Annotated in this window: 23 protein-coding genes, 1 tRNA gene and 1 pseudogene; 10 read left to right on the forward strand and 15 right to left on the reverse strand. The window is 74.5% G+C overall.

The genetic code is table 11. The features are described 5' to 3' along the window. The 3 genes and pseudogenes from BMX97_RS04560 to BMX97_RS04570 all read left to right on the forward strand — a co-directional run. Positions 1–168 (forward strand): annotated as a pseudogene (locus BMX97_RS04560) (septum site-determining protein MinD); the annotation flags it as partial. Then, positions 165–434 (forward strand): cell division topological specificity factor MinE, encoded by a 270-nt coding sequence (minE, locus tag BMX97_RS04565; RefSeq protein WP_048461642.1) that lies wholly within the window; start codon positions 165–167, stop codon positions 432–434. The pseudogene BMX97_RS04560 and the gene minE, both read left to right, overlap by 4 nt. A gap of 82 nt (positions 435–516) precedes the next feature. After that, positions 517–1,083 (forward strand): hypothetical protein, encoded by a 567-nt coding sequence (locus BMX97_RS04570; RefSeq protein ID WP_091745952.1) that lies wholly within the window; start codon positions 517–519, stop codon positions 1,081–1,083. A gap of 115 nt (positions 1,084–1,198) precedes the next feature. Here BMX97_RS04570 and BMX97_RS04575 read toward each other — a convergent pair whose 3' ends face one another. Further along, the gene (locus BMX97_RS04575; RefSeq protein WP_091745955.1) at positions 1,199–2,884 is read right to left on the reverse strand and encodes a methyl-accepting chemotaxis protein; all 1,686 of its coding nucleotides are present in this window, start codon (positions 2,882–2,884) and stop codon (positions 1,199–1,201) included. 371 nt (positions 2,885–3,255) lie between these two features. Between BMX97_RS04575 and BMX97_RS04580 the strand changes: the two genes are divergently transcribed. From BMX97_RS04580 to BMX97_RS04590, 3 genes are all read left to right on the forward strand, one after another. After that, the gene (locus BMX97_RS04580; RefSeq protein WP_091745958.1) at positions 3,256–4,257 is read left to right on the forward strand and encodes a Gfo/Idh/MocA family protein; all 1,002 of its coding nucleotides are present in this window, start codon (positions 3,256–3,258) and stop codon (positions 4,255–4,257) included. A 410-nt stretch (positions 4,258–4,667) separates the two neighbouring features. Then, positions 4,668–5,921, forward strand: a complete 1,254-nt coding sequence (locus BMX97_RS04585; protein ID WP_244538283.1) for a glycosyltransferase — start codon at positions 4,668–4,670, stop codon at positions 5,919–5,921. A gap of 3 nt (positions 5,922–5,924) precedes the next feature. Beyond that, positions 5,925–6,755 (forward strand): WecB/TagA/CpsF family glycosyltransferase, encoded by an 831-nt coding sequence (locus tag BMX97_RS04590; protein WP_091745961.1) that lies wholly within the window; start codon positions 5,925–5,927, stop codon positions 6,753–6,755. Here the strand turns inward: BMX97_RS04590 and BMX97_RS04595 are convergent. From BMX97_RS04595 to BMX97_RS04625, 7 genes are all read right to left on the reverse strand, one after another. After that, entirely contained in the window at positions 6,685–8,676 is a 1,992-nt protein-coding gene (locus BMX97_RS04595) for a right-handed parallel beta-helix repeat-containing protein (protein ID WP_091745964.1), read from the reverse strand. The genes BMX97_RS04590 and BMX97_RS04595 overlap by 71 nt on opposite strands. Positions 8,677–8,941: 265 nt before the next feature. Further along, on the reverse strand, positions 8,942–9,457 hold the full coding sequence (locus tag BMX97_RS04600) for a GrpB family protein (RefSeq protein WP_091745967.1): 516 nt from the start codon (positions 9,455–9,457) through the stop codon (positions 8,942–8,944). An 87-nt stretch (positions 9,458–9,544) separates the two neighbouring features. Beyond that, on the reverse strand, positions 9,545–10,444 hold the full coding sequence (locus BMX97_RS04605) for a S66 peptidase family protein (protein ID WP_091745969.1): 900 nt from the start codon (positions 10,442–10,444) through the stop codon (positions 9,545–9,547). 128 nt (positions 10,445–10,572) lie between these two features. After that, complete coding sequence (locus BMX97_RS04610) at positions 10,573–12,693, reverse strand: GumC family protein (protein WP_091745972.1); 2,121 nt, start codon at positions 12,691–12,693, stop codon at positions 10,573–10,575. A gap of 87 nt (positions 12,694–12,780) precedes the next feature. Beyond that, positions 12,781–14,175, reverse strand: coding sequence for an O-antigen ligase family protein (locus BMX97_RS04615; protein WP_091745975.1), 1,395 nt, complete (start codon positions 14,173–14,175; stop codon positions 12,781–12,783). After that, complete coding sequence (locus tag BMX97_RS04620) at positions 14,169–15,443, reverse strand: lipopolysaccharide biosynthesis protein (protein WP_091745978.1); 1,275 nt, start codon at positions 15,441–15,443, stop codon at positions 14,169–14,171. Before BMX97_RS04620 ends, BMX97_RS04615 begins: the two co-directional genes overlap by 7 nt. Further along, positions 15,440–16,426, reverse strand: a complete 987-nt coding sequence (locus tag BMX97_RS04625; protein WP_244538284.1) for a lipid II:glycine glycyltransferase FemX — start codon at positions 16,424–16,426, stop codon at positions 15,440–15,442. Before BMX97_RS04625 ends, BMX97_RS04620 begins: the two co-directional genes overlap by 4 nt. A 257-nt stretch (positions 16,427–16,683) precedes the next feature. Here BMX97_RS04625 and BMX97_RS04635 point away from each other — a divergent pair, with 257 nt between their 5' ends. Both BMX97_RS04635 and BMX97_RS04640 read left to right on the forward strand, forming a co-directional pair. After that, on the forward strand, positions 16,684–17,460 hold the full coding sequence (locus tag BMX97_RS04635; RefSeq protein WP_091745987.1) for a polysaccharide deacetylase family protein: 777 nt from the start codon (positions 16,684–16,686) through the stop codon (positions 17,458–17,460). A 76-nt stretch (positions 17,461–17,536) separates the two neighbouring features. Then, positions 17,537–18,610 carry a glycosyltransferase gene (locus tag BMX97_RS04640; protein WP_244538285.1) on the forward strand — a complete coding sequence of 358 codons (1,074 nt, stop codon included), beginning with the start codon at positions 17,537–17,539 and terminating at the stop codon, positions 18,608–18,610. A 9-nt stretch (positions 18,611–18,619) separates the two neighbouring features. On the opposite strand, the gene BMX97_RS04645 is transcribed toward BMX97_RS04640, so the two are convergent. Then, on the reverse strand, positions 18,620–18,943 hold the full coding sequence (locus BMX97_RS04645) for a hypothetical protein (RefSeq protein ID WP_091745992.1): 324 nt from the start codon (positions 18,941–18,943) through the stop codon (positions 18,620–18,622). A 265-nt stretch (positions 18,944–19,208) separates the two neighbouring features. Further along, entirely contained in the window at positions 19,209–19,688 is a 480-nt protein-coding gene (locus tag BMX97_RS04650; RefSeq protein WP_091746963.1) for an Lrp/AsnC family transcriptional regulator, read from the reverse strand. A 279-nt stretch (positions 19,689–19,967) separates the two neighbouring features. Between BMX97_RS04650 and BMX97_RS04655 the strand changes: the two genes are divergently transcribed. Beyond that, positions 19,968–21,314 carry a bifunctional folylpolyglutamate synthase/dihydrofolate synthase gene (locus tag BMX97_RS04655; protein WP_244538286.1) on the forward strand — a complete coding sequence of 449 codons (1,347 nt, stop codon included), beginning with the start codon at positions 19,968–19,970 and terminating at the stop codon, positions 21,312–21,314. 44 nt (positions 21,315–21,358) lie between these two features. Here the strand turns inward: BMX97_RS04655 and BMX97_RS04660 are convergent, their stop codons facing one another. The 5 genes from BMX97_RS04660 to BMX97_RS04680 are packed head-to-tail and all read right to left on the reverse strand — an operon-like array spanning position 21,359 to position 24,462. Then, positions 21,359–22,090, reverse strand: coding sequence for a hypothetical protein (locus tag BMX97_RS04660; RefSeq protein ID WP_143074562.1), 732 nt, complete (start codon positions 22,088–22,090; stop codon positions 21,359–21,361). Between the two features lie 59 nt (positions 22,091–22,149). Continuing rightward, on the reverse strand, positions 22,150–22,866 hold the full coding sequence (locus BMX97_RS04665) for an LrgB family protein (protein ID WP_060847376.1): 717 nt from the start codon (positions 22,864–22,866) through the stop codon (positions 22,150–22,152). Continuing rightward, the gene (locus BMX97_RS04670) at positions 22,863–23,234 is read right to left on the reverse strand and encodes a CidA/LrgA family protein (protein WP_060847375.1); all 372 of its coding nucleotides are present in this window, start codon (positions 23,232–23,234) and stop codon (positions 22,863–22,865) included. Before BMX97_RS04670 ends, BMX97_RS04665 begins: the two co-directional genes overlap by 4 nt. Continuing rightward, a complete protein-coding gene (locus tag BMX97_RS04675) occupies positions 23,231–23,980 on the reverse strand; it encodes a glutamine amidotransferase (RefSeq protein WP_091745998.1) in 750 nt (249 codons plus the stop codon). The genes BMX97_RS04670 and BMX97_RS04675 overlap by 4 nt, the downstream gene beginning before the upstream one ends. Further along, on the reverse strand, positions 23,980–24,462 hold the full coding sequence (locus BMX97_RS04680; RefSeq protein WP_091746002.1) for a tellurite resistance TerB family protein: 483 nt from the start codon (positions 24,460–24,462) through the stop codon (positions 23,980–23,982). The genes BMX97_RS04675 and BMX97_RS04680 overlap by 1 nt, the downstream gene beginning before the upstream one ends. Positions 24,463–24,700: 238 nt before the next feature. Here BMX97_RS04680 and BMX97_RS04685 point away from each other — a divergent pair. Then, positions 24,701–24,776, forward strand: a tRNA-Thr gene (locus tag BMX97_RS04685). Positions 24,777–24,779: the final 3 nt, after the last annotated feature.

The raw sequence follows: 24,779 nt of genomic DNA on the forward strand, positions 1-24,779 counted from the left end.
AAGGCCTCGAACCTCGGCAGCCCGGTGACGCTGAACGCGCCGCAGAGCGCGCCGGCGCGGGCCTACGCGGATGCGGTGCGCCGGCTCAAGGGCGAGACGGTGGCGATGACCGTTCCGAGCGAGAAGCGGTCTCTTCTCGGCAAGCTGTTCACCAGGAGGGCGGCATGAACCTGCTGAGCTTCCTGTCGCGGCGCGGGACGGCGCCGGTGGCGCGCGAGCGCCTTCAGATCCTGCTGGCGCACGAGCGCACGGCCTTCGGCCGCTCGGACCTGGTGGCGGTGCTGCGCGAGGAGATCCTGGCGGTCATCGCCAAGCACGTCGCCATCGACAAGGACAAGGTCAAGGTGACGATGGAGCGGGGCGACGCGGTCTCGACGCTCGGCGTCGACATCGAACTGCCGGACAACAAGGTCGCCCGGCTCGCCAGCGCCTGAGCCCGTCGCCTCGCCGGAGAGAGCGTACTATAGGCCGGTCGGGCGCGGGGTTCCCGGCGCCCGACCGCAAGAGGTCGAGGTCATGCCGGACGCGCCCACCATCTACGCCAACACCCTGATGGCGCTCAGCCTGCGCCGTCCGGGCATCCTGCAGGTCACCCTCGGCACCGCCGGTTTCAGCGGCGACGACGTCGAGGTCGCCGTGCGGCTCGCCGTGCCGGAGGACACCGCCGTCGAGATCGTCGAGGCCCTGGTCGAGGGCCTGCAGGCGGCAGCCGAAGCCGACGAGGACGAGGACGACGAAGTCCCCGAGCCCTACGAGGCCTCGGTCGGAGACGTCGCCACCGCGGGGCTGCTCGCCACGACCCTCGCCACCGCCATGGGCGACGCCCTCGACCTGCTCGCCGCGCGGCCCGATTTCCTCGAGCGCCTGACCGAGATCGAGGACCGCGCGGTGCTCACCACCCGCAACTCCGTCTCGGAGGGCGTCTCGGTCGACGACGAGGCGAAGGCCGTGCGCGACACCGTGGCGGTGCTGCAGAGCCTCTTCGCCCAGTGGCGCAAGGACCACGTTCCGCCGGTCCCGGATGCTCCTCCGGATTCTCCCGCCCCCGATTCTCCGCCGGAGGACGACACCCCGAAGACCTGAAGCCTTCGATCGTTCGGTCCCCGAGATCCAGGCTCCGATCGGGCGCCGCTCACGGGAAAGGCCGGCCCGGGGGATCGCCCCTGGGGCCGGCCTTCGCCACTCGTCCGATCCGCGGTCAGGCCGCCCGGACGGTCGCCAGGAACCGATGCACCTCCGCGGTCAGCTGCTCGGACTGGCGCGACAGGGCCGAGGCCGAGGTCAGGACCTGCGTCGCCGCCATCCCGGTCGTCTCCGAGGCCTGCGCCACCCCGGCGATGTTGCCGGTCACCGCGCTCGTCCCCACCGAGGCCTGGGCGACGTTGCGCACGATCTCCTGCGTCGCCGCACCCTGCTGCTCCACCGCCGCCGCGATCGAGGTCGCCACCACGTCGATCTCGCGGATCAGCGCCGTGATCGTCTCGATCGCCCCCACCGTCTGGTCGGTCACGCCCCGGACCTCGCCGATCTGGCGGGCGATCTCGTCGGTGGCCCGCGCGGTCTGGTTGGCCAGTTCCTTGACCTCGGCGGCCACCACCGCGAAGCCCCGTCCCGCCTCGCCGGCGCGGGCCGCCTCGATGGTGGCGTTGAGCGCCAGCAGGTTGGTCTGGCTGGCGATGTTCGAGATCATCCCGACCATGTCGCCGATCTTCGCCGAGGTCTGGCCGAGGGCCTGCACGAACTGCGTGGTGTGATCGGCCTCCGACACCGCCCGCTGGGCGAGCTGCGCCGACCCGGCGACCTGGCGGCCGATCTCCGAGATCGACGCGCCGAGTTCTTCCGCCGCCGCCACCGTGCCGACATTGGTCGCCGCCTCCTCGGCCGCCGCCGCGACGCTGGTCGATTGCGCCGCCGTCTGGGTGGCGGTGGCGGTCATCGACTGGGCGGTGACCTGCAGTTCGGAGGCCGACGACGACACCGCGCCGACGATGCCGCCGACCGTGGCCTCGAAGCCGTCGGCCATCTCGATCATGGCGGTCTGGCGGGCGGCGGCCGCCGCCGCGTCGGCGATCTGGCGCCGTTCCAGGTCCTCGGCGGCCTTGCGGGCGACCATCGCCTTGATGCTCTCGACGGCGCGGCCGAGGGCGCCGATCTCGTCGGCGCGGCGGGCCTCCGCGATGGTGGCGTCGATCTCGCCGGCGGCCATGCGCTCGAGCACGGCGACGAGGCGCGAGAGCGGGCGCTGGATGTTGAGCATGAGGAGGAGCGCGGCGCCGAGCAGGCTCAGCAGCATCGCCGCCCCGGCGACGAGGCCGAGCCGCGTCGCCGCATCAATCCGCTCGGCGGCCGTCGTCATCGCCGCCTCGGTGAAGCGGTTGGCGTTGGCGACGGATTCGCCGATCGTCTTCTCGGCGCGCCCGGTCAGGGCGGCGATTTCCTCGCGGGACGCGCTCGCCGCCGCGGCATCGACGGGCCGGCCGTAGAGGTCGGCGCGGCCGGCCTGCGCGAAGCGCTGGACCGCGCCGGCGAGGTCGTGGACCGAGCGCTCGCTCTCGCGCAGAACGTCCGGCTTGAGGGCGATGGCGATCGGCTGCGCGAGGCCCGCTGACGCCTTGCGCGCCTCGTCGAGGGCCGCCGCGACGGCGGCGTCGGCCGCGGCGGCGCTGCGCGCCAGCTCGACGGTCTTCTGGCCGACCTGGATGCGGGCCACCGCCATCTGCGCCTGCGAGATCCCGCGCAGGATGGTCTCCTCGCGTGCCAGCGCGTCGTTCGCCGCGCGGATCTCTCGATTGCTGGACCACTGGTTGTAGACGGCCCCGGCGACGAACAACGCGGTGACCGCGGAAGACAGCGCCAGCTTGCGCCCGATGCTGAGCCTGACCATCGTCGAATCCAATGCCCCGAACACGACAGAACGTTTCCAGGCGTGCATGAGTAGGATCCGGCCGTTAACAAGATGTCACGCGGTCGAAAACCGGGACAAAATTATTTTCTCGCCCCCTGGGGAACCGAAGACGATCTGGCGTCTCGTCTCAGCGGCAGGCATGTCGATCAGCTGGTGTTCGATCGGGCCGCCATGGGTTCTCGACGGGTCGCCGCGCGTCCGGATCTGCGGCGGGCCGGCGATGGTCGTGCGGCGGCGAGCCGCGACGGGTGGCTCCCGTGCGTCGCAGGCAGGCCGGGACGGGACCGTCCGGCTTTCCGCCACGGCCTGTTCGGCCTTAAGAGGACGCGACCCGGCAGCCAGGATCTCCGATGACCGTTCCCACCGCCCCCCTCGCCCTCGGCATCGTCGGTGCCGGCATCATGGGCGAGCGCATGATGAACGCCGTCCTCGGGCAGGACGCCCCCCTGGTCCGCATCGCGGCCCTGTGGGACCCGGCGCCGGCGGCGCGGGAGCGGATCGCCGCGCGCCATCCCGGCGTGCCGGTGGTCGCCGACGCCGACGCCGTGGTGGCGGCGAGCGATTGCGTCTACGTCGCCTCGCCGCCGGCCTCGCATCTCGGCCATGCCCGGGCGGCGCTGGCGGCCGGGCGCAGCGTGTTCTGCGAGAAGCCCCTCGCGGTCGACCTCGCCGAGGCCCGCGCCTTCGTGGCCGAGGCCGGGAGCCGGGGCGCCGTGAACTTTCCGTTCGCCTCCTCGCTCGGGGTCGCCGCCCTGGCGCGGTGGATCGCCGAGGGCGCCGTCGGCACGCCGCGCCGGCTGACGATCGAGGTTGCTTTCGCGCGCTGGCCGCGGCCCTGGCAGGAGGATGCCGCCGCCTGGCTCGACGCGCCGTGGGAGGGAGGCTTCACCCGCGAGGTGGTGTCGCACTTCCTGTTCCTGAGCCGGCGCCTGCTCGGACCCCTCGACGGCCTGGACGGCCACGCGGTCTTTCCCGAGCCCGGCCGGTCGGAGCGCGCGGTCGAGGCGACGTTCCGGGCCGGGGGCGTCCCCGTCCGGCTGCGCGGGCGGGTCGGCGAGACGCCGCCCGACGCGCACAACGCCGACGACCACAACACCTGGACGCTCGAGGGTGAAGCCGGTACGGTCCGCCTGCGCGACTGGGCGATCGCCGAGCGGCGCGGCGCGGACGGCCGCTTCGCCCCCGCCGCCGACGCGATGCCGAACGAGCGCGCCCGCCCGATCGCCCTGCGGCGCCAGCTCGAGGGCGTGGTGCGGATGACCCGCGGCGAGCCCCACGCTCTCGCCACCCTGGCGGAGGCGCTGGAGGTGCAGGAGGTCGTCGAGGCGATCCTGGCCTCGCGCACCGCGTGACGCCCGCCCCGGGTACGGGCATCGGAGCGCGGACATCGGGTCGCACCCCGGTACCCGGCCCCGGAGCCCGGACCACCTCCAGAGGAAGCCCATTCGACCCGGCGGCACGCGCAGGCCGCTGCGATCGCAGCCTTATCCCGATCGCTGGTCGATTTTTCCGGTCCGGCGGCGCATCGCGGAAATGTCGCGGCCGGCCGCGTCGGTAGTTCACCGCGCCTGAACGCTTTCCACGTCACGCGTTATCTGCGTACGGCATCGTCGAAGACGATCCCGGCTGTGCTCGACATTACGTTCGGGGAAGGTCGGTTCGTCTCGCGACGACGCGACGCGCGGTCGGGACCTGCGTGCCGCGTACTTTGCGCACCGCGGCGGACCATCGTCGGGACCGGTCGCCAGGAGAGGATCGCGGTTTGGCAGCGTCGAGCATCAGCACGGACCGTTCGGGCGCCCCCGCGGCGCGGACGGCCGACGGAGGTGCCCCGCTGCGCGTCCTCGTCGCCCATAACCGCTACCAGGTCCGCGGCGGGGAGGATGCCGCGGTGGCCCGCGACCTCGCGGCCCTGGAGCGCGCCGGCTGCGCCGTCGAGGCGGTGTTCCTCGACAACGACGCGATCGATTCCGCGCCCGCGCGGCTGCGGGCGGCTTTCTCCGCCACCCACGCGCCGGACGGGATCACCCGGGTGATGGCGGCCGCGCGCCGCTTTCGTCCGGACGTGGTCCACGTCCACAATTTCTTCCCGCTCCTCTCGCCCGGCATCCACGCCGCCGCCCGGGCGGCGGGCCACGCCACGGTGCAGACCCTGCACAATTACCGCCTGGCCTGCGCCAACGGCTTCCTGATGCGGGACGGCGCGCCGTGCGAGCGTTGCGTGACCGGCTCGCCGTACCGGGCGGTGCTCCATGCCTGCTACCGCGGCTCGCGGATCGGCTCGCTGGCCGTGGCGCGGATGATCGACCACCACCGCAGGGCCGGGACCTGGCGGCGCGACGTCGACCGGTTCGTCGCCCTGACGCCCTTCGCCCGCGAGCGTTTCGCGGCCGCGGGGGTCCCGGCCGAGCGGATCCGCATCCGGCCCAACGGCCTGCCCGATCCGGGCCCGCCCCCGGGCGGCCCGCGCGACGGCCTCCTCTTCGTCGGCCGGCTCAGCCCCGAGAAGGGCGTGCTCGTCCTGGCCGAGGCGGCCGCCGCCGCGGGGCTGCGGATCACCGCGATCGGCGAGGGACCGCTCGCCGGCGCGCTCGCCGGCCATCCGGGCCTCGACCTCGCGGGCGCCCGGAGCCCCGAGGCGGTCCAGGCGGCGATGGGCCGGGCCGCCGCCTTGGTGGTGCCCTCGCTCTGGTACGAGGGATTGCCGATGGTGGTGGCGGAGGCCTACGCCGCCGGGACCCCGGTCGTCGCCTCGCGGATCGGGGCGCTGGCCGGCCTCGTCGCCGACGGGGCGACCGGGCTCCTCGCCGCGCCCGGGGATGCGGGCGACCTCGGCCGTGCGCTCGCCCGCATCGCGGCCGATCCCGCGGGCGCCGCCGCCATGGGGCGGGCCGCCCGCGCCGTCTACGAACGCGAGTGGCGCGAGGACGTCACGACCCGCGCCCTCCTCGAGATCTACCGGGACGCCGTCGCCGCGCGCGCGGCGGACGCGTCCCTCGCCAGAACGGGAAGCTGACACGTGGCACACGACCCCCTCGTCCCCTCCTTCGCGATCGGCGACGTGCCGGTCTCGGCGACCGACATGGCCGGGCTGATCGCCGCCCTCGGGCGCCGGCTCGCCAGCGGCGCGGACCAGCCCGGCACCTTCGTGGTGTTCCGCGACGCGCACGGCGTGGTCCGGGCCCAGAAGGACCCCGTCCTGAAGGCGGCCCATCACGACGCGCTCCTCGTCTGCGCCGACGGGCGGCCCCTGAGCTGGATCGGCCGCTGGCGCGGGCTCTCCGGCATGCAGCAGGTACCGGGGATCGAATCCGTCGAGGCGGTGTGCCGGGCGGGCGTCGCCCCCGGCTGGCGCCACTACTTCCTCGGCGGCGGCGAGGGCGTGGCCGCCCAGCTCGCCGAGACGATGCGGGCCCGCATCCCCGGTCTGCAGGTCGCCGGCATCGAGACCCCGCCCTTCCGCCCCCTCGATGCCGCCGAGACCGAGGCGATGCGCGCCCGCATTCGGGATTCGGGGGCGCAGATCGTCTGGGTCGGCCTCGGGACGCCCAAGCAGGAGCTGTTCATGGCGGCCCACGCGCCGCACCTGCCGGGCACGATCGGCATGGGGGTGGGCGCCGCCTTCGACGTCGCCACCGGCCGCATCCCGCGGGCGCCGAAGGCCTTCCAGGTCGCCGGCCTCGAATGGGCCTACCGCCTCGCCCGCGAGCCGCGGCGGCTGTGGCGGCGCTACCTCGACACCATCCCGCGCTTCCTGCTGATCGCGGCGCGCGACGCCCTCAGCGCGCGAAAGGCGCCCCCGCCGCGCGCTCCCGGCGCATCCGGGCGAACGGGATCGCCGGCAGCCTGATCCCGCTCCCCACCGCGAGCGCGGCGAAGTCCTGCGGATCGACGGAGGTCCGCGCCAGCGCGGCGAGGTCGGCGGGCGGATGCGCCGGCCCGCGGTTGCGGGCCTGGACCTGCTCGGCCGCCTGGCCGCCGTCGGTGAAGCGGAACGGCTCGCTCAGGGCGAGCAGGTTGTCGCTCAGCACGTTGCCGCCCGCCACCGCCGGGCGGTCGTAGAGCAGCCCGGGCAGGCCCGGATAGCGCGCCCGCCAGAGGGGGGAGTCCACCGGCATCGCCGCGTAGGCGGCGCGCAGCTGCGACTCCGGATCGGTGATCGCGTCCCGGGCCCAGGTCTGCCCCCGGGAATCGACGTGGATGGCGGGGCTCGACGCCACGAAGACGTTGCCCTCGACGCGGTTGTCGCGCCCGCCGCCGATGAAGACCGGCTGGTCGACCCGCAGGAAGAGGTTGCCCGAGACGGCAAAGCCGCTCGCCATGTCGTCGAGGTAGACGCCCTTGACCTCGCGCTCCCCCCCGCCCCGGATGTCGTGCAGGAAATTGTTCGCGATCACGTTGCCGCGCGCGGTCCAGTCCCGGCCGGAATAGATCGCGCCGCTGTCGGTCGCCCCGGCGAGGAGCCGGGCGACCTCGTTGCCGGTGACCCGGTGGTCGTTGCCGCGCAGATGGATCGCGTAGGCGGGCGAATCGTGGATGAAGCTCCCCGACACCTCGGCGCCGACGCCGTCGAGGGCGACGGCCGGAGCTTGCGTCTCCCACCGCCGCGCGTAGGCCGTGAGGCGGCTGTCGCGCAGGAAGAGCCCGCCGGGGTCGAGGGTACGGCGCTCGCCGCCCGACAGGACCACGCCCTCGGCCCCGCTTCCGGCGACGTCGCAGCGGCGCACGCCGCCGTCCCGGACGCCGAGGAACGCCGCGCCCCGCCCCCCGGACGGGCCGAGCACGCTGTCCTCGACCACGACGTCGCGCCCGCCCTGCACGCGCACGAGGTCGCCCCGCGCCATGGCGAGGCGCAAGGCGGCGATCCGCAGGTGCTCGGTGCCCTCGGTGGCGATCAGCGTCTCGGCGACCGAGACCTCCACCGCCTCGCCGCCCCGCGGCCAGGCGAGCAGCGTGCCGGTGCGGACGTCGCGCCACCAGGCCCCGGGCCGATCGAGGCCGGCAAGGACGTGGACGAGGCGCACCGGCGCGTCCGGCAGGATACCCTCGTAGGGCGTGCGATCGAGGGTCAGGCGCGTGCCCTCCCCCTCTGCCGCGGCCCGCACCACCGGCATCGCCTCGAACAGCCAGCCCCAGCGCCAGTAGCCCTCGGCCCAGAGGTCCGGCTCGTCGCGCACGAGGCCGGGAGGGAGCCCCGCGAGGGTGAAGGCGGGCCCTGTGCCGCCCGCGATCTTGTCGAAGCCCTCCGACGGCCAGCGGGCGGGGTGCATCGCGCCCTCGTCGTCGAAGACCTCGAAGGCCGGGGGCGTGCGCGGGCCGTCGAGGACGATCGGCGCCTGGAACCGCGCCGCCCGGGCCGAGGCCGGCAGGCGGTAGGCCCGAACCTTGCCCCGTGCGCCGGCCGGCAGGCGGGCGGCGAGCGCGGGATCGAGGGGGACGGGCGTCAGGCGCAGGCTGCCGACGAGGCGGGCCGAGCCGTCGGCGGGCCCGCGGATCGTCAGGGGCGCGGCGGCGCTGCCGCCGTCCCGGCGGCCGAGACGCAGGCCGTCCGCGAGGCGATGGAGGCCGGGGCCGAGCGCGATGACGAGTGCGGCACCGGGATCGCGGGCGCGGCGCCGACGCGCCTCGGCCAGGGCCTCGCCCAGGGTGGCGACGCCGCCGGGTGCCGGGCGCGTGCCCTCGGCGGCGACCGTGATCTCGACCGGGGCGGCGAGGGCGGGGGGGTGAACGGCGCCGACGACCACCGCAAGGACGAGCCGGATCCGTATCACTGGGCTTCCCTCATGACTCGGACCGTCGGTGCGGCGGCGTTACCGGAGCGACCATCGAGGACGGCGTACGCGAGCGCATCTCGCACGAGCCCGTGCGGACCTTGACCTCGAAAACGCCAGCGCGCCAGGAGCTGACCCGGGCGGGGCGGCCTTCGCGTCGCGCGAACCGGCGACGGTCCTGGCGTCGTCCCGTGGCTTGCATCTCCATCGAAGTCGGTGGCGGGGCGGCGTGCGGTAGGAGCGGATCGATCCTCGTGTACGCCGCTCATTCGTCGGCCGCGGCGCGAGCGCGGCGGACGATGTCGGCGATGAACGCCCCCTTCGCGGCCGTGTAGCGGTCACCGTCGTAGGGATGTGCCACGGCCAGCCGCATCTTCAATCTCTCGTAGTCTCGTGCAGCCTCGTCATGGATCCGCAGGTAATCCCTGAAGGTGATGCGCCGGGCGTGGGCCTCGTTCCCCGCCGCGAAGACGTAGACGCGACGGGGCGGTACGGCGGTACCGTGCAGGAAGGCCCACATCCCGTCGCCGTAACGGTTTCCGCGGGATTCGTAGCCTGCGGCAACGAGCGCGGCACAGGCCGCGGAGATGTCGTGTCCTCCCCGCAGAGTCACGCCGATATCGAGAAGCGGCTTCGCCGACAGCCGGGGGACGGCCGTACTGCCGACGTGATCGACCGCGATCACGCAGGGACCGAGGAGTGACCGAAGCTCGGCCGCACAGGCCTCGAAGTGACGAGGCCACGCCGCGTCATAGGGCACGATTTCCACCAGGGTCGGCACGCAGAGCCTCCATCATCGGCACGATCCCCGCCATCCGCAGCGAGGCGCCCTCGGCCCGCCCAAACGGACGCCGGGCACAGCCAGCGATCAGCAGGCCGATGGACGATGGCTGATCAATCGCCCGCCCGTCCCGTCGAGGATAGCCTGCGAGCCGACCAGAACGCTCTGCGGGTCGTAACCATGGCCCAGCGGCAGGCCGCCCAGGACGGGAACGTCGAGCGTCGACAGGTGGTATCCGAGCACGTCGACGATGCCGTAGCCGTTCGAGGTCGCAAAGCCGGTGAACTGGCCGAGCGCCACCCCGGCCATCCCCGCCAAGTGCCCGGCCTTGCGCAGCATCGTCAGTTGCCGGTCGACCTGACCGAGACCCGTCCCGACCGCTTCCAGGAGCAGGATGGCGCCCTTCAGCGACGGAAGTGCCCAGCCCGCCGATGTCGCGACGGCATCGAGGTTGCCGCCCAGCAGGGGACCGCGCGCGACGCCGGGCCGGGTCAGCGCGGCAGTCGTCTCGTCGGCCCTGGCAGTGACGACGATGTCCCCCTCGCCCATCAGCGCTTCGCGCAGCGCCGGACCGTTCGTCGGGCCATCGTGCCCGAGGAACGCCCCGTGGATACCGGCGAGCCCGACATGCCTGGCGACGGACAGGTGGAGGTTCGTGATCTCGCTGAACCCGACCAGGGGCTTGGGATCGCGCCTCAGGGCCTCGAAGTCCAGCCGGTCCGCGATGCGGTACGCACCCTTGCCGCCGCGCGTCGCCACGACCGCCCGGACCCCTTCGTCCCGGAAGGCATCGTCGAGGTCGGCCAGCCGCGCGTCGTCGGTGCCCGCGAGGTAGCCCATCCGATCGAAGACATGCCGACCCAGATCGACCACGAGACCCCAGGACCGCAGGGTCGCGGCGCAGGCGAGGACGCTGTCCCGGTCGGGCGGGCTCGCCGGGGAGACGAGCCGGACCCTGTCGCCCGGCTCGAGGAACGGCGTTCTCATGAAACGCTCCGTCGGCCCGTCCGTCCGGGCAGGAGAGGGTGCGGGACCGGCGGCCTTCTCTCAGGGGCGGCTTCCGTCTCAACCGTCCCTTTCGCGAGCCGCGCGGGACGCGTCGAGGTCTCCGTCCCCTACTCCCCCGGCTGGGCGTCCGTCACGACGAGGCGCAGGCGGCGGTTGGTGCCGAGGCCGCGCATCGCCCGGTCGATGGCCGAGAAGCGGCTGCGGCGGGCGCTGGCGGCGAGGAGGAGCGCGGGGAGACGCTCGTCGGCGATCAGGCGCTCGGTCGTCACGTCACTGCCGACGAGGCCGAGATCGACCACCACGAGGTCGGCACCGCTGCCGAGCAGCAGGTCGGGCAGGCGCGCGGCCAGCCCCCGCGGCAGGCCCTCGGCGCGGGGCAGCACATTGAGGCCGGACGACAGGGTCACGAGGGCGTCGGCCAGCGGCGTCCCGTCGCGCAGGGTCGCAGCGAGGTCGCGGTGCGGGGTCGCGGCGAGGTCGCGGGTGAGCGTTCCCTTCGGGTCGGCATCGACCAGGATCACCCGCTCGCGGTCGGCCGCGGCCGAGAGCGCGAGGGAGCGGGCGAGGAGCGACTTGCCGGCCCGGTCGTCCGCCGCGCTGACGAGGACGACGAGCGGCGCCTGCCCGGGAAAGGCGGCGCCGAGGCGGTGGCGCAGGCGCGCGACCGCCACCTCGTAGCGCCCGTCGCCGCGCGTGGTGCCGATCTCGCCGTGGAGCGCCGCCGGGGCCGCGAGGGACCACGGCGCCCGCGGCACGGCGTCCAGCGCCTGGCGGCCGAGATGGCCTTCGAGGCGGCGGCGCGAGCGGACGCGGCCGGCGAGCAGCTCGAGGGCGAGGCTGCCGATAAGGCCGACGCCGAGCCCGGCCACCAGGGCGGCGACGAACACCACCGGGGTCGGCGGGCCGATGCGCTTCTCCGGCGGCGAGGCCGGCGAGATGATCCGGGAGGCCGAGGTGTCGAGGCGCTGCTGCTCCTGCAGCTCGCGGGCGCGGACCAGGAACGACTCGTAGATCGTCCGGTTCGCCTCGACCTGGCGCTCGAGCTCGCGCAGCTGCACGAACTCGTTGCCGACCTTCAGGGCGTCGGCCTTGCGCCGCTCGAGGGTGTCGGCGAGCGTGCGGGCGCTCGACAGCGCCGCCTGGTAGTCGTTGCGGCTGGCCGCCGCGATCCGGCGGGTCTCCGCCGCGATCGTGTCGCGCAGGGCCTTCTCCTGGATCAGGGCGGCCTGGTAGGTCGGGTGGCGCCGCCCCAGCGTCTCCTCGGCGTCGGCGCGCAGGCGCTCGGCCGCGGCGAGCTGGCCGCGCAGGCTCGTGATGGTGGGGTTCTGGACGATCTCGTTGACCGAGTCGGACGGCCCGCCGGCGAGCACCCCGTCGATCTGGCGCAGGCGGGCGCCGGCATCGAGGGCCTTGGCGCGGGCGGCGCCGAGCTGGTCGCTGAGCTGGGTCAGCTGCTGCTCGCTCACCAGCTGCGCGCGGGTGCCGACGATGTTGTGCTTGGCCCGGAAGGCCTGCGCCTTGTCCTCGGCCTTGCGCAGGGCGTCGCGCAGCTCGGCCAGTCGGCCCTCGATCGCCTCGCCGGCCTTCCGGGTCGTGTCGGAGCGGGTGGCGGCGTCGCGGGCCAGGTAGGTCTCGGCCACCCCGCGGGCGAGGCGGGCGGCCTTCTCGCGGTCCTCGGAGGTGACGCCGAGCTCGAGGACGAAGCTGCGCTCGAGGCGCCGCGCCCCGACCCGATCGCGCAGGGCCCGCAGCGCCTTGAGCCGCGGATCGGCCGGCGGCTCGGCGCGGCCGGTGAGGCGCTGGATCTCGGCCCGGATCGCGCCGAGCAGGCTGTCGCGGCCAAGGAACTCGGGGTCGCCCGCGAGGTCGAACCGGTCGACCACCCGGCCGAGCACGTCGTCGGAGGTGAGCACCCGCAGCTGGCTGTCGACGAGGAGCAGGCTCGCGTCGCTCGCCGGGTCCGGGGTGGTGAGCCCGTCCTTGACCACCTGAAGCCCGCGCGGGTCGATCAGGATCTGGGTCGAGGCGGTGAATTGCGGCGGGTTGAACGTCGTCCAGGCCGCGGCGACGGCCAGGAACAGCAGGACGGGCAGCAGCACCGTGAGCCAGCGCTGGCGGACCGAGCGCAGGATCTCCCGCGGATCGAGGAACCAGGGCTCGCGCCCCTCATCCCCCCGCGGGGCCGCACCGATCAGCAGCCCGTTTCGGACATTCTCGACCATGGTCATGCTGCGTCCAAGGCTTGTCGTTGCGGGTCGGAACCGTCCCGTTCCGGGACGACCGGACCGAACGACGTTCCGTCTGCCCCCGATGCTTCAAGCCGCGGGCCAAGCGGCGTCGGCCCCGCGCAGGGCCGGGACGGACCCGGCCGCGATCGCCGCGGCCTGATCAGAGGCGAGCGCCTCGGCCTCGGCCTCGCGCCGGGCCGCCCGCGCGTAGGCGAGCACCGCCACGTAGGCGAGCACGTTGACGTTCCAGTCCTGGTACAGGCCGGGCGTCGTCATGCCGTTGAGGGCCAGCATCAGGATCAGGCAGGCGACGAGGCGGCGGGTGCCGCGGTCGGCCCGGGCGGCGAAGCGGATCGGCTCGACCAGGCACAGGACGGCGAAGGACAGGCCGACGATGCCGGTCCCGGCCCAGGCGCTCAGGAACATGTTGTGCGAGCTCGTGATGAACACCGCCTCGCGGCCGAGTTCGTCGGCGAGCCCGGTGGTGGGGATCAGGAGCTGCACGAAGCGGTCGGCCGCCGAGAAGCCGGAGCCGAGCAGGCGGTCCTGCGTCGCCGCGATGAAGACCGGCCAGAACTGGCCCCGGCCGGTGGCGTTGGCGAGCTCGACCCGGGGCTTCTGGAGGATGACCGAGAGGAGGTCGAGCAGGGCCGGGAAGGTCGACAGGCCGACCATCAGGAACAGGAACACCGCGGTCGCCGCGACCGCCAGGACGACGCCGGCGACGCGCACGCCCGGGCGGCGCGAGGCGATCATCAGGGCCGGCGCGACCGCCGCGAGCGCGCCGGTCGAGGCCGCCGACCCGGCGATGACGAACCCGGCGGCGGCCAGCACGAGGTAGCGGCCGCGCCGCGGGTTGGGCGGCCCGAACACCACCGCGAAGCCGAGGGCCGCGCAGACGAGCGGCATCATGTTGTTCTTGGCCGAGGAGAACACGATGCCGGAAGCGAAGCTCGTCAGGATCTCCGGCGTCACGAAGACGAGCCAGGCCAGCGTCACGATCGCCAGGAGGTCGGCGAGCCGGCGCCGGATGTCGGGCCGGTCGAAGATCAGGATCAGCGCGAGGGTGAAGACCGCCAGCTCCGCCGTCCGGTACAGGGTGTAGGTCGGCACGATCGACCACGCCGCGCTCAGGCCGTCCATGCCGATCATCAGGGTGAACGGCAGGTAGGGCATCGCGAAGGGCAGGAGCAGGATGCGCCGGTCGGCGGCGATCTTGGCCGCGAGGTAGAGCGCGGTGAGGCCGGTGAGCACGATGGTGACGACGTTCGAGGCCGTCAGCCCCTGCTCCAGCACGGCGTTGCCGTCCTCGCGCGGGACCGTGAAGACCAGCGGCATGAACGCGAACACGGTCACCAGGGCGAGCGGCCAGAACACCGGCGCGCCGCCCGAGGGCGGGCGGGTCTCGAGGCGGCGGCGCAGGACCGGGTAGGCGACCGCAAACCAGGTCGCGACCCCGACGGCGATCAGGACGTTCAGCATCGCTCGGAAGTCTCCGCCCGGGGAAGCGCGCCGCGGCCGAGGGCGACGACGAGCGCCAGCAGGGAGGCGCCGTGGGCGATCGCCACGACCGCCGCCGCCCCGGCGGCGCCGTAGCGGCCGATCAGCGGATGGATCAGCGCCAGCGACACCACGAAGCTGACCGCGAAGGCGCGGAAGATCACGTCGGTGCGGCGACGGGCGCGGAAGATCTGGGCCGCCATGTCCCGCAGGAAGGTGAAGGCGACGCCGAGGGCGAGCCAGCGCAGGCAGGACGCGTAGGGGGCGTAGGGGGCGCCGAAGACGAGGCGCAGCCACAGGTCCGCCGGGGCCGCCACCACGCCGAGCAGGACGGCGACCGGCAGGCCGAGGCGGCGCGTGACGCCGAGGAGGTAGGCGCGCAAGGCCGGCTCGCCGCCGGCCTCGTAGGCGCGACTCGCGCCCGTCGGCACCACGTTCTCGGTCGCGGCGAGCATCAGCGACACGATGCCGACGAGGTACTGGGCCGCCCGCAAGCCCCCCAGGGCTTCGTCGCCCAGCGCGGCACCGGCCAGGATCCAGACCAGCTGCTCCTGCCCGAAGGTGACGAGGACCACCGGCAGGAACCAGCGCGCCATCTGCCAGTGCCGCCGGGCGGCGAGGGCAAGACGGCGCCGGCCGGGATCGGCGGCCCGGGCGAGGAGCGCCGGCAGCGTCGTCAGGAACGCCGTGAGCGCCAGGATCTCGATCAGCCGCGCCGCATCGAGGGGAATGCCGGCGGCCCACAGGGCCGCGACGCCGAGCGGGAACGCGGCCGCCCGGGCGAGGTCCATGACGAGGGCGCGGCCGCCGCCCTCGTAGGCGAAGAGCAGCCGGCGCGCGGTGAGCTGCAGGTTCTGGGCCAGGGTGAGCGCGCCGGCGGCCGTCACGAGGTCGATCGGGACCGCCTCGCCGCGGGCCTGGAAATACAGGGCGAGCGCCCCGGCGACGGCGAGGGCGAGGCCCGCGGCCAGCACCAGCGCGCCGGCGCTGACGGCGGCGGCGTAGCGTCCCGGGTCGCGAACGGAGCCCGCGAGGGTCATCAGCGGCGCCGTGACGAGGGCGTTGTGGAGCCCCTGGGCGAAGCCCGCGACGATGAGCACGAGGGCGAAGCGCCCGAACCCCTCCATGTCGATCAGGCGGGCGGCGGCGATGCCGGCGACGAAACCGAAGCCGCTCACCGCGCCCTGGTCGAGGAGCGAGAGCAGCGCCGGCCCGCGCAGGCGGGCAAGGAGGGCGGAGGCCAGGGTCACCGGGCGAGCACCGCCCCGGCCGCCGCCGTCACGAGGCGGCTGCGCCCGTAGAGCCAGAGCGGCCCGCTCGACGCGACGGTGCGGGTGAGCCCGCGCTTGAAGTCGTAGACGCCGCGGTTGCCCGCCGGGTCGATGCCGCCGAAATCGAACACCCGGCAGCCCTCCTCGGCCCCGCGGCGCAGGAAGCTCCACACCGCCAGGAAGGCGGCGGCGTTCGCCTTGGCCCGCTCGGTGGAAGCGGTGAAGAAGTCGGTGAAGCGGTCGCGACTCAGATGGGCGATGCGCACGAGGCAGATCTCCCCGTCCTCCCGGATCTCCAGGATGACGTGGCGCGGGTCGTTCGCCGCGAGATCGCGGTAGGCCGCGGCGTCGAAGTCGTTCGAGAAGCCCTTGCGGGTCTTCAGGGCCGCGTACATCGCCGTGAAGGCGTCGAAGGCGGCGAGCCGCTCGGCCGGGTCGTCGAGGAAGCGCACCGACAGGGCGGGGTTGCGCTCGGCCTTGCGCAGGGCCTTGCGCCAGCGCTGCTCCATCTCGGCCTGCACCGTGTCGAGGCCTCGGGTGAGGTCGACCTCCAGGGTGTGCCGGCCGGCGGTCGTCACCGGCTTGAACCCGGCCGCCAGGAGGCCGAGCACGGCGCCCGGGCTCTCGGCCCGGGCGAAATCCACCACCAAGAGGTCGAGCGGCCCGAGGGCGAGGTGGGCGAGGAGCGCCCGCACCACCGCCTCGCCCTGGCGCTCGCCCTTGTCGGTGAGGAGCGGCCCGCCCTGGATGTAGGCCTGCCGCGCCGGGCCGCGCCGCCTGAGCTGCACCTGCGCCAGCCCGAGGAGGTCGCCCGATTCGTCGACGACCTGGAGCCGGGCGACCTCCGCGCCGCGCCGCGCCTTGTAGGTCCCCCAGCCCGACGCGGCGAAGATGCCGCCGCGGGCCTGCGCCCACACGGCGGCGTCCCAGGCCGGCACATCGGCCGCGGGGAGGACCCGCAATCCGCTCTCGCGTTCCGTTCCGGTCATGGAAACCCCGTGCCAGGATGCGACAGACATCGTCGTCATGCCCGGCGTGACGCAAGCGGCGCACCGCCCGATGGCCGCGCACGGTTTCGTTAGGCTTGATCCCCGAAAGATCGGCGGGGACCGCGCCGTGAAGGCGGCGAACGGGCGAACCCTACGTTGTTCTTTCGTCTTGCTCCGGCGCCGGATCGATCACATCCTCGTCAGGTAGGGCCTTCGCAACGGCGGGTGAGATGCTGCAACCGTTCAAGACCCTCGCCCGCGACCATCCGGTGGTCCGCGCCGTGCTGCTGCGGGCACTCGCGCGCCTCCGCCGGCTCGCCCACGCGCCGCCGGGCCTCTACACCCTGTGCTACCACCGCGTGCCGGAGCGCCACCGGGCGGGCTTTTCGGCGCAGATCGGCTACCTGCAGCGGCACGGCCGCTTCGTCGGGGCCGACGAGGCGGTGACGCTGCTCGAGACCGGCACGGCGACGGCCGGGCGGCACTTCCTCGTCACCTTCGACGACGGCTACGCCGATACGGTCGAGGTGGCGCTGCCGGTGCTGAGGGCGGCCGGCGTGCCGGCGATCCTGTTCCTCGTCTCCGACTGGCTCGACGCCCCGCCGGCGAACCCGCCCGGCCCCTACGCCGACCGGGCGATGGTGGCGGCCTGGCTCGCGGCCGGCATGGCGGTCGGCTCGCACAGCTGCAGCCACGCCCGCATCGCCACCCTGGGGGATGCGGCGGCCGGGCGCGAGATCGCCGGCTCGCGCGAGGTCCTGGCGGCGGCGACGGGCGTGCCGATCCGGCACTTCGCCTGCCCCTGGGGGGTCGCGGCGCGCGACTACCGGCCGGGCCGCGATCCGGACCTGGCGCGGGCCTCCGGCTACGCCACCTTCTTCACCACCCGCCGCGGCGTCGCCACCGGCGCCCGCGACCTCCCGGCGCTGCCGCGCCACGTCCTCGAACCGGAATGGCCGTTGCACGAGATCGACGCCCTGCTGGGAGCCCGCCTTGCCCGGCGCTGAGCGGCCGAGCGCCGACGTATCCGGCCCCGTCTTGCCCGGCCCCGTCTTGCCGGCAACAAGCCGGCCGGTCGTCGTGGTGACCGGGGCCCTCGCGCCCTACACCCAGGTGCTCTACCGGGCGCTCGCCGCCGCCCTCGACGCGCCGCTCACCGTCCTCGCCTGCGCGGCGCGGGAGCCGGCGCGCCAGTGGCAGCTCGCCGCCGCCGACGGCTACGGCTTCTCGGTGCTGCCGGGCCTGCGCTGGCACCGGGACGCGGTGCGCAACCTCTACGTCAATCCGGGCGTCGTCCCGCGCCTCGCGGCCCTGCGGCCGGCGGCGGTGATCCTCAACGACTTCTCGCCCACCATGGCGATGGCGGCCCTCGCCGCCCGCGCCCTGCGCGTCCCCTACGGCATCCGCACCGACGGGGTGCCGGAGACCGATCCTGGCACGCGCTCGCCGGCCCACCGGGCCCTGCGGCGGGCGATCGTCCCGGGGGCGGCCTTCGGCCTCGCGCCGAGCGAGGGCAGCCGGACGCTGCTCGCCTCCTACGGGCTCGCGCCGGAGCGGATCTTCCGCGCGCCGCTCTTCCCGGCCTGGGAGGCGGCGGCCGCCCTGCCCGACCCCGAGACCCGGCCCTACGACGTCCTGTTCTGCGGCATCCTCAACGAGGAAGTGAAGGGCGCGCGCTTCTTCACCGACGTGATGCGGGCCTGCGCCGCCGCCGGGCGCCCCTTGCGGATGCGGGTCGCCGGCGACGGACCGCTGCGCGAGGAGATGGCGGCGCGACTGAGGGAGGCCGGCATCGCGGCCCGGTTCGACGGCTACCTCGCCCAAGACGCGCTGGCGGAGGCCCACGCCTCGGCCCGGCTCCTGCTCTTCCCGAGCCGCGGCGACGTCTGGGGCATCGTGGTCAACGAGGCGCTGCAGAGCGGCACGGCGGTCCTGGCCTCGCCGCATTCGGGCGCCGCCCGCGAATGGCTCGCGGCACGGGAATGCGGCGTGGTGCGGGCGCTCGCGGTCGAGGACTGGGCGCACGAGACCCTGGCGCTCCTCGACGACCCCGGCCGGCGCGCCCGGCTGCGGCAGGCGGCGGCGCGCACGATGCCGGACTTCTCCCTCGCCCGCGCGGTCGAGGGCTACCGGACCGCCCTCGCGTCCCTGCGGTGAGGGGTGCCGTCAGGGACGGTCGAGGCCGGCGGCGGCGAGGAGCGCCTCGTCGAGGCCGTCGCCGCCCGCCGACAGCGCCTCGCGCAGGGCGTCCTCGTCGGCATAGACCATCACGTCGCAGGCCTGCCCGCGCCCGGGGCCGAGATGCAGGCAGGTGCGGATGACGAAGCGGTCGTCGGGCGTGCGGTACAGCGTCTGGATCACCGGCAGGGCCTCGCCGGGCGGGCTCGCCGCCCGGCCGATCGGCACGGCGAACAGGCTGACCGGATCGGTCAGGCCCGTCGGCGGCGGGGGCCCGGGGCGACCGGGCGCGGAGGGGTGGGGCATCGGCATCCTTGAGGGTCTCGGCGCTCCGGCAATGCGGTCGAGTATTGTCGGCGGTCCCGGCCTCCCGTCACCGCTGGCGCACCCCGGCCCGGCAGCTCGGGGGGCTGCCGGCACCGACGGGGCGGCCCGATGACGCGGCGGGCACTGCGCCATGACAGCACGGACCGGTCTCCGGCGCATCTGCAATTCACGGCTCGACTGGTCCGCGCGCCCGGTTGTCACGGTTAAAGTGATGACCGGAGCGTTTCCGGAACCGGAGACTGGACCGGTATTACGTCTCGGCCGGGCCGTCCAGCGGGGCGATCGGCTCGTCCTTGATCTGGTCGATGGCGAGCGCCGTGCGCACCGTGCGGACGTTGGGCAGGCCGGTGAGATGGCCGACGAGCTGCTGGAAGGCGCCGAGGTTCGGCGCGACGCACTTGAGCAAGAAGTCGGTCTCGCCCGAGAGCGTCCAGCATTCCCGCACCATCGGCCAGCCGCGCATCTCGGCCGCGAAGGCGGCGAGCTCCGCCTGGCCCTGGGCCGCGAGCTGCACCATGGCGAAGCACACGACCTCGTAGCCCAGCGCCTTCGGCTCGAGGAGCGCGCGGTAGCCGCGGATGATCCCGGCCTCCTCCAGCGCCCGGACCCGCCGCAGGCAGGGCGGCGCCGATAGGCCGACGCGCCGGGCCAGCTCGACGTTGGTGATCGAGCCGTCGGCCTGCAGTTCCCGGAGGATCGCCCAATCGATGGCGTCGAGGCGGGCGGGCAAGGGGGCGATCACGATCCTGGCGGGTGGACACGGGCGAGCGCCGGCGCGACGGGCCGGACGGGCGGATAAGCGGGCGCGCGACGGCGCGAGGGGTCCGACGGGCCGCACCAGGCGGGCCGCATGAGTAGCCGGCCGGAGGGGCCGGCACAAGGTGACGCGCCGGCACCGCCCCGCACCCGGGTTCCGCTCTTCTGGGGGGCTGGCGGCACGGCGCGGGCGGGTCAAGGTAGGCGGCCGGGAAGCGCCGGCCCCGCCCGCCCTTCGACCCGACCGGACCCCATGCACGCCGCGCCCGCCCCGTCCGACGCGCCCCTCCCGTCCGCGAAAGCCCAGCCGCTGCCGGAGGTTCTGGCGCGCCTCGACCGGCTGACCGACTGGGAGAAGCGGCCGCGCGGCGGGATGCGGGTCGGCCTCGCGCCGATGCGCGACCTGCTGGTCCGCCTCGGCGCGCCGCAGAGCCGCCTGCGGGTGGTCCATGTCGGCGGCACCAAGGGCAAGGGCTCGGTCGGCGCCCTGATCGAGGCCGGGTTGCGGCGGGCGGGCCTGCGGACCGGGCGCTACGCCTCGCCCCACGTCGAATCCATCACCGAGCGGGTCTGCCTCGACGGCCGCCTGGTGGCGGAGGCGGTCCTCGCCCGGGCGCTCTCCCGCGCGCTCGACGCCCACGAGGCGGCGCGGCGCGATGACGGGCCCGGCGGCGACGCGACCTGGTTCGACGTTTTGACCGCCGCCGCCCTCCTGGTCTTCGGCGAGGCGGGACTCGACTGGGCGGTGATCGAGGTCGGGCTCGGCGGGCGGCTCGATTCGACCAACGCGGTCGACGGCGAGGTCGCGGTGATCACCAATATCGGCCTCGAGCACACCGAGATCCTCGGCCACACCCGGGCCGCCATCGCCGCCGAGAAGGCCGGGATCCTGAAGGCCGGGGCGGCGCTCGTCACCACGCTGGCGCCCGGGGACGAGGCCGGCGCCGTCGCGGCGGCCCGCGCCGCCGCCCTCGGCTGCCCGGTGCTGCGCCCGGTCCTCGCCCCCGATGCCTCGATCGCCGAGGAGAACGCGGCGCTCGCCGGCCTCGTCCTCGACCGGCTCGGCGCACGGGGCGTGCGCGGACCCGGCGGCATCCCCGTGGGCGCCGCCCTCCTCGACGGCGCCACCCGGGCGGCGGCCCGCCTCTCCGGGCGGCTCGAGCGGCGCACGGTCTCGACCGCGGCCGGCCCGGTGCCGGTGGTGCTCGACGGCGCCCACGTCCCGTTCAACCTCGCGGCGGTCCTGCGCGACCTCGCCCGCGCCGGCGACCTGCCCGGCCCGTGCTGCGCGCTCGTCGCGATGGCGGGGGACAAGGATGCGGCGGGTTTCCTCGCGGTGCTGGCCGGGTCCGCCGGGGCGATCGTCTGCACCGAGATGCCCGAGCGCCGCGGCCATGCCGCCGAGGCGCTGCGGCGTCTCGCCACCGACGCAGGCACCGCCGCCGCCGCGGTGGCATCGCCGGAGGCGGCGCTCGCCCGCGCCGCGGACCTCGCCGCGGCGCGCGGGGGCTGGCTGCTCGTCACCGGCTCGCTCCACCTCGTCGGGGCGTTGCGGGGGGCGACGCAGGCCGAGGCGCATGATCGGGGCCGGTCCCCCTGACCGGAGCCGTGATCACGGGCGACCGGTGAGACCGATCCGCTGCGTCACGTCCGCGGCAGCGGGCCGCCCCTCGCTGTCACCTCCGCGCCGTGCCGCCTGGCGAGGACCGTGACGACCTGGGCCAGAACGTAGGAATCCCGATCCAGCATCACGATGGGAATGCAGAGGGTGTCGGGGCGCCTGTGCCAGGCGTTGATCGTCGTTCCGGCCCGGAACGGATTGTGCCGCACCCGGATCGGGGCACGCAGCGTCAGATGAAGATGGGCCAGGAAATTCGGGGTGTACACGACGCCGACCCGGGACACCGTCGCCCACGGGATCGTCGCGCCGGCCCGCCGATCCTCGATGTTCCGCGACCGGACGATCAGGACGGGCTCCGTCCGGAAGGCGTCCCGCAGACAGATCCAGCCCTGAGGCAGTCCCTGGACGCCGAGGAGCAAACCGACGGGGAGGCAGCCCACCACGACGACCCAGGGCACCCACTCCGATGGGTGTGTCGCGACCAGCAAGAGCGCAATGGCGACCATCGCCATGCCGAACACGCCCGAGGCCAGCATGACGAGGCCGCAGAGGTACTGGAGGACCGGGCGAGTGTGGACGTCGAGCGGCAGATCCACCGGGATGGGAGGAATCGCGTAGGTCCGGCCGAAGCTCGGCAAGCCCGGCACCCGAACCGTTTCCGTGTCCGTCGTCGTGTCCTGCAGCATGGCAACGACGATACGACGAGGGATGCCGTCCGACCATGCGAACGAGACGCGGCCGGGGCGGATTTTCACGTCCGCCGATGCCGGAAGACGCCGCCGGCACGGGCGGTCCGACGAGGGCGGTCTTCGGCCTACCGCAGGAACGCCAGCGCCAGCGGCACCAGCACGGCGGTCAGGAAGGCGTTGAGCCCCATGGCGATGCCCGCGAAGGTGCCGGCGACCTCGCTGACCTGGAAGGCGCGGGCGGTGCCGATGCCGTGGGCGGCGAGCCCCGCGGCGAAGCCGCGGGCGCGGTAGTCGGTGACGCCGAGGCGGTCGAGGAGCGGGGTCACCAGGATGGCGCCGAGAATGCCGGTGAGGATCACCAGGACGGCGGTCAGCGTCGGGTCGCCGCCGAGCGCCGAGGTGATGCCCATGGCGACGCTGGCGGTGACGGATTTGGGCGCCAGCGCGATCAGGATCGGGTCGGGCACGCCGAGCAGCTTCGCCGTGCCGATGCCGGTGACGAGCGCGACCGTGGAGCCGACGACGAGAGCCGCCAGCATCGGCACCAGCACCCGGGTCACGGTCTTGCGGTGCTCGTAGAGCGGGATCGCCAGCGCCACCGTGGCGGGCCCGAGGAGGAAGTGCACGAACTGCGCGCCCTCGAAATACACCGCGTAGGGCGTGCGGGTGACGATCAGCACGAGGCCGACCATCCAGATCGCGTGCAGGACCGGGTTCGCCAGCGGATGGCGGCCGGTGGCGGCGGAGACCCGGTCGGCGACGACGTAGGCGGTCAGCGTCACGGTCAGCCACAGCAGCGGCGTGCGCGACAGGAACACCCAGAGGGCGAAATCCCCGGTCATCGCCCGGTCCTCTTGGCGACGTACGAGAAGGTCAGAACGGTGGCGACGAGGGCGAGCGCCGTCGAGACCACCAGGGCGGCGGCGAGCGCGAGGCCGTGGGCGGCGAGCACGTCGAGCCGGCCGATCACGCCGGCGCCGGCCGGCACGAAGAGCAGCGAGAGATGGGCGAGGAGCCCCTTGCCGGTGCGCTCCAGCGTGCCGTCGACCAGGGGGGCGGGCAGCCCTCCGGGGCGGCGGTCGCGCAGGACCAGCACCCCGAGGAGCAGCGCCATGCCGACGACCGGCCCCGGCACCGGCAGCGAAAGCGCCCGGGCCAGGATCTCGCCGACGAGCTGGCAGAGCAGCAGGAGGGTGAGGCTGAGGATCATGCCGCCGCCCGGGACGGGCCGGATAGCCAGTGGTCGAGGAAGGCGTCGAGCCAGGCGACCACGCGGCCGTCATGCATGAACCGGCCCTCGATCTGGCGCGCCCGGTCCTGCGCGCCGGGCAGGCGCAGGCGCTCGGCGGCGCGCACGGTCCAGCGGCAGATCATGGCGTGGGTCACCTCGGGGTGGAACTGGAGCCCGAAGGCCGCCGGCCCGACCCGGATCGCCTGGGTGGGAAAATCGTCGCCGGTGGCGAGCGTGTCGGCCCCGGCCGGGCAGGAGAACCCCTCCCGGTGCCAGTGGTAGACGTGGGACGGCCAGGGCTGGCCGATCTCGCCGGCGAAGTCCCGCCCGGCCTCGGTCGGCAGCAGCGGGTAGTAGCCGATCTCGGCCCGGCCCTCCGGGTGGGCGCGGACCGGGGCGCCGAGGCACTTCGCCAGCATCTGCGCGCCGAGGCAGAGCCCGAGGAACGGGCGCTGCTCGCGCAGCGGCACCCGGATCCAGTCGATCTCGCGGCGCACGAAGTCGTCGCCGTCGTTGGCGCTCATCGGCCCGCCGAAGATCACCGCGCCGGCATGGTCTGCCAGCGTCTCCGGCAGCGGGTCGCCGAAGCGCGGGCGGCGGATGTCGAGGGGGTGGCCGCGCTCCTGAAACAGCCGGCCGAGGCGGCCGGGGGTCGATTGCTCCTGGTGGAGGATGAGCAGCACGGGTTTCGCCCCGGCCTCCGGCGTCGCGACGGACCGCGCCATCACCGGGCCGGCACCTGCTGGGTCGGCAGGCCCGCCAGGGCGACCGCCCGGGTGGCGGTGATCGCCGCGTCGTCGAAGCCGAGGAGCTGGCCGACGCGCCAGACGAGGTCGTCCTCGAATTCGTGGACCTGCCCGTCGGCGGCGGCGACCGCCCAGGCGAGGCCGAGAAGCCCGCGCCGCTCCTCCTCCGGCAGGTCGCGGCCGATCATCTCGACGAGCTCGGCGACGTCGCGGGTCTCGTCGTCGAAGCTGATCGCGCGCTCTATCAGGGCCTTCGCCTGCGCCTCGGACGGGGCGAAGCGGTGGGTCAGGAGACGAGCCAGCCGGTCGCGCTCGACCGCCGCCAGCGTCCCGTCGACCCGCGCGACGTGGACGAGGAGCGCCGCGGCGGCGAGGTGCTGCTCGGCCTCGGCATCGAGCGGCAGGGCGGGCGCGCCGAACATCTCGGCGGCATAGGCGCGAAGGCGGGCGATCAGAGGCATTGGGGGGATTGGGTTTTTCCGGCTCGTCCCATCGTCCGGATTCGGCGGCCCAGCGTCAAGCGCCGTTGCGTGCCGGCACCGCCCCGGAGCCCTGCACGGGCAGCAAGTCCGCCCCGGTGTCGCCCGGAAACCACCCCCGCGGCCGCAGGCGCCGCGCGCCGTCCCGAGCCGCCTTGCCAACCCGACCGCCCCCGGCTATGAGAGCGCCACCGAACGCCGCATCGCCGGCCCGGTCGGCGCCGCAATAGCTCAGCTGGTAGAGCACCTCATTCGTAATGAGGGGGTCGGGGGTTCGAATCCCTCTTGCGGCACCACTT

Origin of the sequence: Methylobacterium sp. ap11, assembly GCF_900110515.1 — a bacterium.
Classification (GTDB): Bacteria; Pseudomonadota; Alphaproteobacteria; order Rhizobiales; family Beijerinckiaceae; genus Methylobacterium; species Methylobacterium ajmalii.